This is a genomic window from Ruegeria sp. AK4 (genome assembly GCF_056541025.1).
Genome location: NZ_JBQFXS010000004.1, coordinates 194,980 through 207,793, shown reverse-complemented (window position 1 = coordinate 207,793; position 12,814 = coordinate 194,980). Strand labels below are relative to the sequence as shown.

General features: G+C 53.8%; 10 protein-coding genes and 1 pseudogene. 2 read left to right on the top strand and 9 right to left on the bottom strand.

What is annotated here, in order from left to right; genetic code table 11:
* Positions 1-39 precede the first annotated feature (39 nt).
* From ACR0EZ_RS10015 to ACR0EZ_RS09990, 6 genes are all read right to left on the bottom strand, one after another.
* The gene (locus tag ACR0EZ_RS10015) at positions 40-585 is read right to left on the bottom strand and encodes a P-loop NTPase family protein (RefSeq protein ID WP_480612604.1); all 546 of its coding nucleotides are present in this window, start codon (positions 583-585) and stop codon (positions 40-42) included.
* Between the two features lie 490 nt (positions 586-1,075).
* Positions 1,076-1,297: a hypothetical protein gene (locus ACR0EZ_RS10010; protein WP_480612603.1), complete on the bottom strand. Its 222-nt coding sequence runs from the start codon at positions 1,295-1,297 to the stop codon at positions 1,076-1,078.
* Between the two features lie 200 nt (positions 1,298-1,497).
* Positions 1,498-2,514, bottom strand: a complete 1,017-nt coding sequence (locus ACR0EZ_RS10005; RefSeq protein ID WP_480612602.1) for a DUF2955 domain-containing protein — start codon at positions 2,512-2,514, stop codon at positions 1,498-1,500.
* Positions 2,504-3,460, bottom strand: coding sequence for an HlyD family secretion protein (locus ACR0EZ_RS10000; RefSeq protein WP_480612601.1), 957 nt, complete (start codon positions 3,458-3,460; stop codon positions 2,504-2,506). Before ACR0EZ_RS10000 ends, ACR0EZ_RS10005 begins: the two co-directional genes overlap by 11 nt.
* Positions 3,461-3,564: 104 nt before the next feature.
* Positions 3,565-4,644 (bottom strand): AI-2E family transporter, encoded by a 1,080-nt coding sequence (locus ACR0EZ_RS09995; protein ID WP_480612600.1) that lies wholly within the window; start codon positions 4,642-4,644, stop codon positions 3,565-3,567.
* A gap of 187 nt (positions 4,645-4,831) precedes the next feature.
* Complete coding sequence (locus ACR0EZ_RS09990; protein WP_480612599.1) at positions 4,832-5,146, bottom strand: potassium channel family protein; 315 nt, start codon at positions 5,144-5,146, stop codon at positions 4,832-4,834.
* Between the two features lie 351 nt (positions 5,147-5,497).
* Here ACR0EZ_RS09990 and ACR0EZ_RS09985 point away from each other — a divergent pair, with 351 nt between their 5' ends.
* Both ACR0EZ_RS09985 and ACR0EZ_RS09980 read left to right on the top strand, forming a co-directional pair.
* A complete protein-coding gene (locus tag ACR0EZ_RS09985; RefSeq protein WP_480612598.1) occupies positions 5,498-8,140 on the top strand; it encodes an AsmA family protein in 2,643 nt (880 codons plus the stop codon).
* Positions 8,141-8,313: 173 nt separating this feature from the next.
* Positions 8,314-8,468 (top strand): annotated as a pseudogene (locus tag ACR0EZ_RS09980) (IS5/IS1182 family transposase); the annotation flags it as partial.
* Between the two features lie 184 nt (positions 8,469-8,652).
* Here the strand turns inward: ACR0EZ_RS09980 and ACR0EZ_RS09975 are convergent.
* From ACR0EZ_RS09975 to ACR0EZ_RS09965, 3 genes are all read right to left on the bottom strand, one after another.
* Positions 8,653-9,642, bottom strand: coding sequence for a HupE/UreJ family protein (locus ACR0EZ_RS09975; RefSeq protein WP_480612597.1), 990 nt, complete (start codon positions 9,640-9,642; stop codon positions 8,653-8,655).
* On the bottom strand, positions 9,639-10,469 hold the full coding sequence (locus ACR0EZ_RS09970; RefSeq protein WP_480612596.1) for a peptidyl-prolyl cis-trans isomerase: 831 nt from the start codon (positions 10,467-10,469) through the stop codon (positions 9,639-9,641). The genes ACR0EZ_RS09975 and ACR0EZ_RS09970 overlap by 4 nt, the downstream gene beginning before the upstream one ends.
* A 143-nt stretch (positions 10,470-10,612) precedes the next feature.
* The gene (locus ACR0EZ_RS09965; RefSeq protein WP_480612595.1) at positions 10,613-12,535 is read right to left on the bottom strand and encodes a DUF3604 domain-containing protein; all 1,923 of its coding nucleotides are present in this window, start codon (positions 12,533-12,535) and stop codon (positions 10,613-10,615) included.
* Positions 12,536-12,814 lie beyond the last annotated feature (279 nt).

Sequence of the window (12,814 nt, the reverse complement as noted above, 5' to 3'; positions counted from 1 at the left end):
ATAAGCGAAGAGGCAATCTCGCCAGATGGCCAATGGGCATCAGCGGTGTGGAATACCCAAGTTGCCAATCGCCAGGGCTTCGCCAAGGTTTGTAAGAAAGCTGTTCACCTCTCGTGCAGAGGTGAAATGGTAGGTGATTTTGTCTGTCGGCGCGCTTTCAAAAAACGCGTGCATGTTTTGACGCCCTGTATGGCGGGTCCGCCAGATCCAGGACCAGAACTCCCAGTTGAGTTGTTCAGGACACCCGTCGGGAAGGTCCGGGCGCGTTCGACCGAAGTAAAGGAAAGTACGACGCAAAACGCGCCACGCCCGCAAGCTCAAGGGGATGTCGAGCCAAATCAGGGTGTCCGCCCGCTTCAGGCGTTCGGGCCAAGTGTAACTGTGACCCCCTTCAAATATCCACTGCGGTTTTTTGATCACCTCCAGCGTCATTAGCGACTTTTCCGCCCAGTCTCTCTCAACCCAACCGGATTTCCAGTGGATGTGGTCGATATGGACAACTGGCAAGAATGTCAAAGTCCCTAAACGTCGTGCCAGAGTCGATTTTCCCGAGCCGGGTTGTCCAATGATCATTACACGCTGCATGACAGCATGGTGATCAAAGACAGTGACATGCGCAATGGGAATAGCTAGCTGTTCTTAGTTTGCAAGCTAACTGGCTGAAGTCGCACTCTGCTTCGGACAATTTCAGCGCTTTCGTTGTTAACGCCTAGCCGCCACCAACGACTGGAGGTTCAATTGGACCACTTCATTGGATGACGGACATGTCAGCTTTAGGGATCTGAGCGATCAATCACGGTTACCGCAGAGAACGGCAGCGCTGAGCCCAAACTGATTGATGCTGCGCTGAAGAACAATGTCCACTTATCGGTAATTCGGCAGAGGCTAATCTGAGACTTCTGCCTTGTTGGTTCACTTATTGAAGAACTCCGCCACAGCATCTGCCGACACCTTCACGGCCTCGAGCTTGTAGTAGGAGTCCACATGGGAGAACTCGTCAACGGCCAGTTCATCGTGCTTGTTTGTCTGCTTCTCGGCAAACTGGGTTGAACATGGTGAGGTAGTGTTGGAAAAGTCAGTTTTTGGCGAAAGTCAGTGAAAAAGCAGGCCATGGAACGACGCCACGAGATTTCGGCCAGGGGGTCGGCCAAATCATCAGTGCGGCGCTGTATGTGGCGCTCATGACCTGTTGAGCGCAAACCGACACGACTTTTCGCATGTTCTGAATTTTTGCGGAAAACTGAGAGCCAGGAAATTCTGACTTTTTCAACACTATCTCCGCAGAGCGGTCGTCCATTTGAGTGGGCCTTTTAGTTCCGCAAGATACCGAAATTCAAAACCCATCCATCTGTCAGTATCGTGACCGAACCAAAAGATTGAACAAGCGTTGGTGCAATTATCGATACAATTCTCAACGTTACTGTTTTCGTGCATATCGACTTTCTGATTTGGTTGGCGCTTTACCGCGTTTGACCAGGGATGGTCGGCAACACTCTGTCAGGTGCTTGTCGACGTCTGTCGTTTCTTTTCAGGCCAAAACTCATCCACCACGACATATGCAACGATCACGAAAATCGCAGCACTGGCGACTTGCAGAACGCGCGTGATGCTTTTGACGTCGGCCTCATCCGAAAACGGAGAAATCGATCCACCATAGACAATCAGCACCGTCGTCAGGGCCGAGCCGGCCGCCGCAGCGAACGAAGCCTGAGATTTTCCGAGTGCTCCAAGCGATATGCAAAAGAAAAAGCACAGCAGAATTGGCGTCAGAAAAATCGGGGCAATGACGTTAATTTCGTAGCAAAGAATCGACACTGCCGCACCAAGCAGGTTTGCCGTTAGCATTGCCTTGGCCACGGTTTTGCCCGCGGCAGGCATCGCCGCCAGCTGCTGGCTGAGAAGTGCCACAAAGAACAGAACCAGCAACGCCGATGCGCCGGATACGAAAAACGCCAAGGCAAATGGAACCGTGACAAGCGACATTCTGACGATCCGGCGATGCGGGTCAAAGTCTGTTGGCGATGCTGCCTTTTTCTCGGCCGCTGTCTGGGGTGCGGCTGGTATCACCACAAACATCAGTGTCGAAACGAACCCTGCAAACAGCAGGTTCAGTGGTATCCAGAAAACAAGCAACAAAGCCAGATCCTGCGATTGCAGCGCAAGGTTGGGGATCATCAATGCCCCCATCAGGGCGATGACTCCGGGTAAAACACCTGCGCCGGAAACCGACCAAATGAACGACAGGATAATCCCGAGGGCCACCAGAATGAGGAAAACCACCGGATAGGGCGCGAAGGTAGATGACAGCAGGAAGGAAATGAACATCATCCCAATCGAGAAGACAAACAGCTTCGCGAAGGCCGCCAGTGGCAATGCGGCTGGGGCCTGAAGAAACAGGGCCGAGAACACGGCCCCGACAACGGCCAGAGGCCAACCCAGAAACAGCCCCAGCGCGAAGACGCCAGTTACACCCAGCGCGAGTCTGTGTACTGCGCGCCGATCCTCAGTAGGCATAGGACAGGATCGAAACCACGCGAATGTAGGCGCGGCCCACCGCGTTCAGCAAAGAACTGTCGCTGAGGTACATGATCACGTCGGCTTGTCCGTTGAGCTGAAAGCGCAGGTCATCCTCGGTGCTTCCGGCCTCGTAACCCGGCAGCACGATACGTACCGGGAAACGCTCGGGTTCGCGCAGAAATCCTTTGGTGCTTGGAGGGCTGGCCAATTGGCCGGGTGTGTCGCCGCCGCTTAGGGAAACAGCTGCGCTAAAGCTTTCGATGACGCCAGGAACAATTTTGCCGGGATGCATGTCCAGCACCACATCCACGGGAGACCCAACCGACGCCCGGCCCAGGTTGTTTTCGGTGAAATACGCCTCGATCCAGACATCCGTCGCATCCAGGAAGGTCAGCAGGTCCTGCCCGGACCGGGCATAAGTTCCGGGTGCGATCAGCAGGTTAGAGATCACACCCGTCGCCGGGGCGCGCAGTTCCGTCCATTCAAGGTTAAGCTCTGCATCCGCCAACGCTGCCAACGCGCGTTGAATTTTCGGGTTTTCAATTCCCTCGTTGCCCAGCCTCTGCTTGGCTTTTTTCAGATCTGCTTTGGCGTTTTCAAAATTCGCTTCAGATTCGGCCAGTTGACCCCGCGCATCGTCTGCTTTCGAGACGGCAATCAATCCTTTCTTTTCGAGTGCAAAAACGCGTTCTGTTTGGATGCGCATGGTGTCCAGATCACTTTGCGCCCTTGCCAGTCTGGCCTGAGCGGCGCTTACTTCTGCCGACGAGGCGCCAACCTCTTGTGTTGCTGCTTCCAGGTCCGCTTCGGCTTTGTCGCGATCAATTTCGTAGGGTCTGGGGTCAATCCGAACCAGTAAATCACCGGCCGATACGACCTGACCATTTTCGACCAAAACCTCGATCACAGTTCCGGTGACTTGCGGGACGATCTGGGTTGCCACGGCCTTGACCCTGGCATTTCCTGTAAATGGCGTTTTTCGATCAGCAACCAGATACCAGACGAGAAGAACCAAAATAACGGCTAGGGTAGCCCATATCGTCTTCCTCATTGCGCCGCTCCGTCCGCAGCGTCATTGCCTTCCGGCGTGGCATCGATCCAAACCTTGAACAGCTCGTAGAAAACCGCAAATAGAACTGGTCCCATGAAAATGCCGATCAATCCATAGGCCATCATACCGCCGAGAACGCCGATCAGGATCACCAGCATAGGCGTTTCTAGGCCTTTTGAGATGAAGACGGGCCGCAGGAAGCTGTCCATTATCGTTGTAGGAATGGCCAGAATGGTAAATACCAGGGCCGCGCCGCCTGACATCGAACTCCACGCGTAAATGATAACCGGTAACAGAACCAATCCCGGTCCGATCTGGATGATCGAGAGGATCAGGCAGATGAACGCCAGTGTCGCAGCGGATGAAATCCCGAACAGCGCCAGCAAAATCCAGACAACCACGGCTTGAATGGCTGCTACACCGATGACACCTTTGGTCACATTCCGGATCGTCGCACCCGCTAGTGTAACGAACTCGCCACCTCGCGGCGCGAAAACCCGGTTGGCAAAGCGCTGAAGACCTTGCACCAGCGACGGGCCGGGGCTGAACAAACCCCCCATGATCAAAACAGAAAGGGCAAGTCCCAATAGTCCGATTCCGATGCCCAGAACCTTTCCGAATAACGACTTGGTGATCTCAAGAATCTGCGCCCCGTATTTTGCAAGCGCACCATCCAGATTCCTTTCAAACATTCCCCAGACCTCGGCAATTCTTTCTCCGACCAGGGGCAAGTCCTTGATGCTGTCCGGGGCAGGTGGAATCTCCAATTCGCCGCCGTCAGCCTGTTCGGCAAACTCGGACCCAAGTTCAGCAGCCCCCGACACCGCAGTGGCAATCGGTCCCAAGGTCAACAAAAGGCCCAGCAAAACCAGTATCGTTGCGGCAAGCGACTTTCGTCCGCCCAGCTTGGACTGCAGCCAATCGAATACTGGATAAAGCGCCACACAAAGGATCGTGGCCCAGATCACCACACTCGCCAGCGGGGCGACCATTACCAATGCGCTGTAAAGGAATAGCCCGAGAAAGAGCAAACGTATCGCGAGGTCGACGATCTTGGCGTCCTGTGTCTTTTCCATTCCATCCCTCCGTTACTATGTTAACAATACACTCAAAAAACTTAATATGAATATCTTTTGTGAGTTCCGGGCTTTGGCCGTAGTTTGGACCTTTGCACCGCCTTGGACGGCGATTTGCTCAATCACTTAGAACCCAACCTTCAGGCGACCTTGCTGCGCTTGTTTCCTTTGGCGCTTTTGTGGGTGACTATTCGTCGTCCTGAGACAGGATCGTGTTTGCGATTGTCGTCGCCGCAGCCACAAAGATGCCCAGACCCACGATGATGTAGGCCATCGTAAAGATCTTCCCCGCTGCAGTCTGAGGGGAAAAATCACCAAACCCTACGGTCGAGATTGTCACGACAGAAAAGTAGATGGAATCCAGCCAACTCCAGCCTTCAACATAGTGATAGAAAACAGATGCCCAGAGGATCATTCCAAGTGTGAAAGCAAGCAGGCTTTTGACCCGGCCGTCCCGAAAGGCGACACCTATTCCCCGCGTAATTCTTGTCAGTGAGTTCATTGGTCTCTCATATATTGGAAATCGTATATATCATTAATTTGATGATATGAGAAACCGGGACGGGTTGGTCGTCAGAACCGTCAGAAAGATTGCGCATAAAATGACTGTTCGTTTTCAAAAAATCCCAAAAGGGCGGGTGTTCCCGTTTTTTTGTACTGGGCTGCACGGCATCACGACAGCGCAGGTGTTCACGCGGACCGAAGTTGATTCCTGTTTGATTAAGTTACTGGAAATTGGCAACTTATCCCTCAGGTGCACCCAGTGCTCAGGGCGTCAGCAGAGCCGCGTATTCAAGTGTCGCACGTGGAATTGGCCCAACCACACAGTGCATCGAAACCAAAGGAGTAGAACGTGCGTTTGATTTTCAAAGGCGTTTTGATTTGCTGCGCGATCGCGGTTGTTGCTGTTTTGGCGGCTTGGCTGTTCCTGTCCTCGGCGCTGTTCTCTTCGCTTAGGACCGGTTTCGTTGAAAACCTGATCTCCAAAAAACTTGGTCAGGACGTCTTGGTAGAGGACGAGGTGCGTTTGGGCCTTGGTCGGCAACTGCAGGTCTCGGCGGCGGGGCTGGTGCTTCCCGGTTCGTCTGGAGCTGACGCGAATTTGGCGGCTATCGACGCGATTGAGTTCGAAATCTCTGCCCGCGATCTTTGGAACAGCAAGCTGTCGCTCAGCAACCTTGCCATATCGGGTGTTCACCTGAACCTGATCACCGACAAAGACGGAAATGAGAACTGGCAGTCGCTTTCTACAGTGGAAACCGAAAAGCCTGAGAATTCTCAGAAACCCTCTGTCGGCGGAATTCTGGCGGTTAGTCGAGTTGACCTGACCGACGTCACCATTCTGTACCAGAACGGCCTGAACGGACTTGATCTGAATCTTCAGCTTAAGGATCTGGTGCTGGCGCGTGATGAGGGAACGAGCACCGCGTCTGCCGTTGGGACAGGTTCGCTAAATGGCGAGCCGTTTGACCTGAATGGGTCATTCCCAGCGGAAGACCCGTTTCAGATGGCGATGGACTTCGAACAGATATCGATTGCGGCTGAACAGATCCCCCAAGAGAACGGGTTACAGATTAGGGCGACTGTGGAGATTGCAGAACTTGGACAGCTTCAGGACGTACTCAAACTTAACCGCGTGCTGGAAGGGTCGGGCAATGTGGCGGCGACCTTCAAATCGGCCGATGGCGTCGCCCGGATTGATGATCTGAGCGTATTGGTTGAATTGGATAGCGGGCAGAGCCTTTCGCTGACGGGCCAAATCGGAGAGTTGGGGAACCCCGCAGATGTGTCGCTGACAACCCGCATTCGACTTTACCCCGAAGATGCGGAACCGGCCCCCGCGGCATCTCGCTATGACCTTAAGCTTATTGCGGTTGATATGGTTATGGACAGCGTGCCGGGGCAGGTGCCTCAGCGGCAAATGGTCATTAAAACCAACGGGTTCACATTGGACACCGCCGGTGAAGGGCCGCCGCCGGTCAAATTTTCGGAACTTTCCAGAACACCGGACGATGCATTGCGGATCGGAAACATCAATCTGCGGATCGGGAACCCGGCTGATCCGTTTGTCATTTTGAATGGATCAGTTGATGACGCGCTGCAATTGCAAGGTGTATCAGCCGAAGGTCTGATGGATATTCCCGCCAGCAGCTTGATTTCGCCCGAACTCATGGGGCCAGACGATCAGCTTGGCCGGTTTTCGGGTGACTTTCATTTGAACGGGGACATTAATCAACTTTCACTGACCAACCTTGATGGCAAGACGAGCGAAACGGATGTCTGGTCCCTTGAGGTCCACGGCACGGTCAAGAATGTCCTCAAGTTCGAAAACCTGGATCTGGCAATCGATGTTGATGTTCCATCCGGTGCAGACCTGATGTCTGCATTGTCGCTGGACACCGTTGAAACCGGGAGCGCGCGCTTTGGGATCGAATTGGTGAGTGAAGGCACCGATTGGAACGCAAACGCCAGCGTCGAACTCGCCGAGTCCGTACTGCTCGTAAAGGCAGATCTTGATGACGCGACAAGCGATCCTGTGCTGCGGGGCACGATTGAAAGTGACCTGATTAAGATCGATCAACTTCGGGATATCGTTCATGCCGCAGCGCAGTTGAGAAAGCTTGGCAGTGCAGCGCAGGATGTCGAAGACGCCAGCGCCGAAGCCGATGAACCCGGCGCATTGAGGGATATGACGCTGAAACCCATCGGACGTTCCGTTCTTCTGTCGGGTATTGATGTCGATGTTGACATTGACCTTCGGCACATCGAAGGCGCCAAAGGCGTCAGCAGCTTGCAAAGCGAACTGACGCTCGACGAAAACGAGCTCCGCGCCGGTCCGCTGGCATTTGAATATGGCGGGGCCCAGTTCGAGGTAAGTGGGCAGATGGATCTTTCTGATGAGGCGCATCTGCTGACCCTTTCCGGCAAGGCCGGTGGTTGGCAGTTGGACGACATCCTTCACAACCTGAACTTCAAAAAGGGTGCAAGTGGAACGATCTATGCGGATTTTTCGGTGACCGGAGGAACCAATTCCGCCAAACACTTTATCAGTACCATGAGCGGCAGTGCCACGGTTTCTATGCGCGACGGGTCAATCGAAACGCAGTTGTTGGATCTGGCGGGGCTGGGCGTTTTGCCTTGGGTTTTTTCCAAGGAAAAGCAGAAGGTTGCCCCAATCGCATGTATACGGGCACCCCTTAGCATTTCCAACGGCAACATTACGACCAAGCAAACCGCATTGGAAACGGATCAGGTGCAGGTTGTCGTCTTTGGCGGTGTTAACATAGCCGAAAAGGCCGTGGACCTAAACCTGCAACCGCGCAAGATCGGTAAGCCGCTTTCGCGCAGCCCGTGGCCGGTCACGTTAAAAGGCCCGCTGACTAAGCCGAACGTCAAGGTAAAGGAAGGGCCAAAACGGCTCAAGCGTTCGGACGGTGCGGATCAAATGCCAGCACAGCGGAAGCTGTGCATTCCGGATATCCTGCAATTAAAGTAGCAGTGCGGTCGAAACATCAGCTGAGAGAGGACGCGGTCGAAATCAAACGATTTCCCCATATTGCCTTAGGTTCTGGATCCAAAAATTGTTGCCGCTGTCTCGGTCGCATACTTCGAACCCCTGAGGCTCAGAGGTGTAACACAAACAATCTATTCTGGCAGACTTACGAACAGATGAAGCTCTCCAGCCTTACTTTCCGAAGAGCCATGGCAAGCCCAGGGTTGACGACCGACGTGTTCTGGGTGGGATTATTTTCATCAATTGCAATGGGTTGCGGTGGTCCGACGCCCATCGTGAATGTGGGCACCCAAAGACGCTTAACAAACGTCGACTTCTTCAACAATATCCGGACAACCCCACCTTTTGCTCACGCGGCTATTGCTGATGCAGCATCCGCTTGCAAGCGCCGCACGTTGATCATTGCGATTTAGCACAAGTCAGCAGTAATTGGACGGCGCGGAGATTGCCGGTCACCCAATCGGTAAACAATAATGAGCACATCTGCCAATCAATCAAAAGCCGCTTATGCGCTCAATTAGCCAGTACATCGACACTGAACCGATGCCATATGCGGCAATCACTGTCGCATTTTGGCTGATCGGGCGTGCCATCAGCCGCCAGATTGCAAGCAACAGAGCCAATGCTCCAATAAAACTCAATTGTCCGGCTTCAACACCAAGGTTAAATGCAAGCAAGGCTGCTGGAATATCATTTTCGGGCAGACCAATGTCAGCCAAGGCACCTGCGAAGCCAAGGCCATGCAATAGCCCAAATCCAAAACATACGATCCAGGGCTTTTGTTTCGAAAGCCGGAACCGACCTTCTTCATCCTTCACAATCTCCGTGGCCAGAAAAACGATGGACAGCGCGATGACGGCCTCGACCGGCGGACCAGGAACATTCAAGACACCAAACGTCGCCAGCGCCAGAGTGAAGGAATGTGCGAGTGTGAAGGCCGTCACAGCGCCGACCAGTCTCCAGGGTTCGCGCACCAGAATGAAAAGCGCAAAAACGAACAGAAGGTGATCCCAGCCTTCCAGTATGTGCTCGAAACCCAATAAGGCATAAGCAGCAAAAACTGACCATGTCGTCTGCTCAGAAGGTATGTTCTGGACGGCTATCTCAGGCGTGAAGCGGAGCGTGGTCGGCTCAGCGTTTAGTGGGTGCAAACGAACCAATACGTCGTTCTTTTGAGCCTCCAAGCCGTCAATTACGATCGGCCGCCCCGTGATATCCGCGTGGCACTCGACGATCCAAGATGAAACCCATGCTCGACCGTCTGAGATTGGAGCAGGCCCGCGAATCGGCGTACACTCTTCTGGCAACACCGCGTCAATAGCCATTGGCTGGCCATTCACATCAGGCTTTCGCCAGTGGACGCTCCAGGTGCCAGGGGAGATTTGACGTATCTCCAAGTATCCGGGATCAAGTGCGTGGGCATTTGCCTTGGCTGCGGGCCAAGCGTACAGCACAAAAACCAAAAGGCAGATCAGCCATCTCATTCGGCGGGACCTGATGAATCGGGGCTTACAATCTCGTAGTTTTGGACCAAGCTATCGTATTGCGCCTGGACCAGTTCTTCGCTCGCGGCGCGACGCCAGTCGCCCAAGACATCACTGTGAATTTCGGACAAAGGCGGTGTACGGCTAGGCTCAAAGGTGCGCACTTGAACAAGATGTACACCGTAGCCCGATTGGATCGGCCCTGCCCAAAGACCTGTTTCAACCTCTCTGAGACCTTTTGAAAAGCCAGTGCCAAAGACCGAGTCAATTACTCTGGTCGCGGTTAATGGCATTGAAGCAGGCAACAGTGTTGAAGCGGCTAAATCTGTAGCATCTTGCCCTCCTCTCAGTGCGGCCAGTGCTGCCTCAATTTGGGCCTCGCTGGGGTCTTCACCCAGGAAAATCTGGGTAAACGCCACCTTGTCAGGCGTTGCATACCTTGCGGGGTTTTGATTGAGAAACGCCTCTAGCTCTTCATCCTCCGGAATCATTGACGTGGCTATTGCTTCTGTCAGAAAGTCCATTTTCTGACTCAGCCGAGACCTGATCACGGTATCTCCGCGATCCAGGCCAAGTTTTCTTGCTTCTCTGACCAGAACCTCTTCACGAATTGACGCGTCGACCAAGGCTATTAGTTCGGCATCTCTTGGTCGACGGTTCCACCTGGCTTCAAACTGATCTGCCAAACGGGCGACGTCGTCCTCGTCCACCGTGATGACTTCCAAAGTCTCGACCGTCTCGTTCTCCGGCGCAACAATATGGAACCAAATGAAAATAGCCGTCCCAATCAAAAAGAAATGGCACAGAGGTTCTTTCAGAATTCTCATGAGGGCTCCTGCAAAATCCGAGCTTGAGCTCTCATTTCAGTTGTTTTTTGCAAAGGGTCCCACACCACGCAATCTTCATACCTATGGTGACTGCCCCGAGGTGAGTTCACCGTCTCGCTGTCTAAGTCCATACCTAAATCATGTTACTCCGCGGGGGTGTACCAAATCGGGGAGGAATACGCGCGCTCCTGGTGCGTTAGAACGGCATCCTGCGGCAACTCTGCACCGAACCTCAGCTTGTCATAGAGAACCCAACGAGGAGTTGGGATTTCGATTGCCCGAACGTAGTAAAACGCCCTTGCGTTGGGGTCGAAATCCGGGTCGGACCAAACCTTCACCAACTCGGCGGTGCCGATTGTGTTGGTCCAACTTGCTGTCTCCAGATCTACGGTGTTTCCTACAGCTGGAAGCTTGCCATTTTCGTCAGCCACGCGGTCATCTGACCACGCGACATCGTAAACTTTTTCCTGCAAGCCACCGTCCGAGTCGAGCCATCCCTTCACAACCTGAACGCGGTCTAGATTTGCCCCGACCGGGTCGCGCAGGGCAGCAATCAGGAAGGACGGTGCCCCATCACCTTCGCGGGGGCGCAAATCCGACCCCATGGGAACACCTTTGGTATAGCCAACATCTGCAAGGAACCGGGTTTCTACGTCTGCATCGCTAAAGTCCCATCCGCCAAAGAACCTCAACCCGATCCGAGGTCCGGTCGTCGCGTAGGTTTCGCGCCGCTTGAATGCGTCGAAGATCGCCGCGCGAGTGTTCTCGGTCGCCCAAACAGCTGTGTACCCAGACGCGACCAGAAGATCGCCGGGTATTTCACCAAGATCGTTGGCGATGAATGGGTGCTTGATACGAGAGGCCGATGGCTCAACGCTGACCGACTTGCCAAAAAAGTTGTCCTCTTCAGCCGTCGCCAACGATGTATGGCTGTCCGTAGCGCCACCCATGCCGAACTTGTAGGGGTTCACGCCGAACTTTTCTTCCAGCATCAAGCCGCGTTTCAGCGCTTCTCTAGCGTATTCTCCGGCCAGCATATCCTCTGTCTTGAGCTCGGTGATATCGAGATTGCCGACGTCCCAGTTTTCGTAGTCTGCAAATTCATCATCCGGGCTCAGGAACGGGTGCGCTTCGCCGTCGCCCTTGATCTGCGTAACTTCATAGTGCGGTTCCCATTTAGCGCGCGCAGCTACGTATTCTTCGTCCACCACACCGCCGTGGTATGTGTCTTCAGTTGGAAACATCCATCCATTTGACAAGTTTCCGTTATGGGCAAAGGCGACAGCACGACCGCCGGTCTTCTCCTGATACTCTTCAAGCCAAGCATAAAGCGATTTTGGGTCTGTGTCGCCGTAAGGCGGTTGCGTGACTGGGGGGACCATCTGAAGCGCTCTGATCGGCCCGTCCCGCAACATAACGTTCCGGTGAAGGTTAAACCCCTTCGGGACAGAGGTCCACTCGAACCCGATAAAGGCTGTAAAATTCCCAGGGTCGTTGTGCCGCTCGGCCGCGAGAACAATGTGTTCCCAGGTAAACGCAAAGGCGTCCGCACCAGGGCTGTAGGACTCAAGCAGGATTTCCGGCAAGGTCATTTGAGAGAAATTTGTAATGATATCAAAGGCGGTCTTTCCGGCTTCTTCACCGCCAGCTTTATACCCTTCGTACCACTCCAGACCTTTTGGGTCGGAAATAACGCCTGGCTTGCCGGCTTGCAGATCCGGAGCGAACCCCATCAGATCAGTGTGATCCGTCAAGACCATCCAGTCCAATGGTCGCCCCAGTCTGACGGGTTGGCCTGTCGAGGAGATGACCTGTTCACCCTTTGCAAAGCGCCACGCATCGTCTGGCAGCAACGTGTTTCCAAAAGCGCCCGCGTCCAGAGAAAGCCCCGTGTGAAGATGGGTATCACCCCATAAGGGCCGCTCTGGAAAACTGCGTTGTGCATATGGGGAGTAGGGTTGTTCCAGGAATAAGCTTTCAGCTGCCTCTTCGCTTGGTACGGCGTCTGAAAAAGCGGAAGCTGGCGCAATCGCCAGCGAGAGAACAAGGGTGGAAACCCGGTACATATTGACCTCCCAAATCAACAATACGGTTCGAAACAGGGCTCTTGTCGGCCCGCTAATATTCGATTTTGTTTATATCATAAGGTTTCAATTTCAGTTAAATAGTTTTCTCCGACGATGTTCATTAAGCCATCGTGTTACGCAATTCCTTTCCAACACGAGCTTTTCGGCGGCGAATTCCAGGCCTCGGCGTAGTCATAGGCGATGACTAATCGTATGGGCGAGGGGTCCGAAAACAAGGCCCGCCAATTGGAATTTACTGTCGCAAAACATGTCCAAACT

Excerpts from the sequence above, each read along its gene's own strand:
- ACR0EZ_RS10015 (WP_480612604.1), bottom strand. The coding sequence starts at position 585 with ATGCAGCGTGTAATGATCATTGGACAACCCGGCTCGGGAAAATCGACT.
- ACR0EZ_RS10010 (WP_480612603.1), bottom strand. The coding sequence starts at position 1,297 with ATGGACGACCGCTCTGCGGAGATAGTGTTGAAAAAGTCAGAATTTCCT.
- ACR0EZ_RS10005 (WP_480612602.1), bottom strand. The coding sequence starts at position 2,514 with ATGCCTACTGAGGATCGGCGCGCAGTACACAGACTCGCGCTGGGTGTA.
- ACR0EZ_RS09995 (WP_480612600.1), bottom strand. The coding sequence starts at position 4,644 with ATGGAAAAGACACAGGACGCCAAGATCGTCGACCTCGCGATACGTTTG.
- ACR0EZ_RS09990 (WP_480612599.1), bottom strand. The coding sequence starts at position 5,146 with ATGAACTCACTGACAAGAATTACGCGGGGAATAGGTGTCGCCTTTCGG.
- ACR0EZ_RS09975 (WP_480612597.1), bottom strand. The coding sequence starts at position 9,642 with ATGAGATGGCTGATCTGCCTTTTGGTTTTTGTGCTGTACGCTTGGCCC.
- ACR0EZ_RS09970 (WP_480612596.1), bottom strand. The coding sequence starts at position 10,469 with ATGAGAATTCTGAAAGAACCTCTGTGCCATTTCTTTTTGATTGGGACG.
- ACR0EZ_RS09965 (WP_480612595.1), bottom strand. The coding sequence starts at position 12,535 with ATGTACCGGGTTTCCACCCTTGTTCTCTCGCTGGCGATTGCGCCAGCT.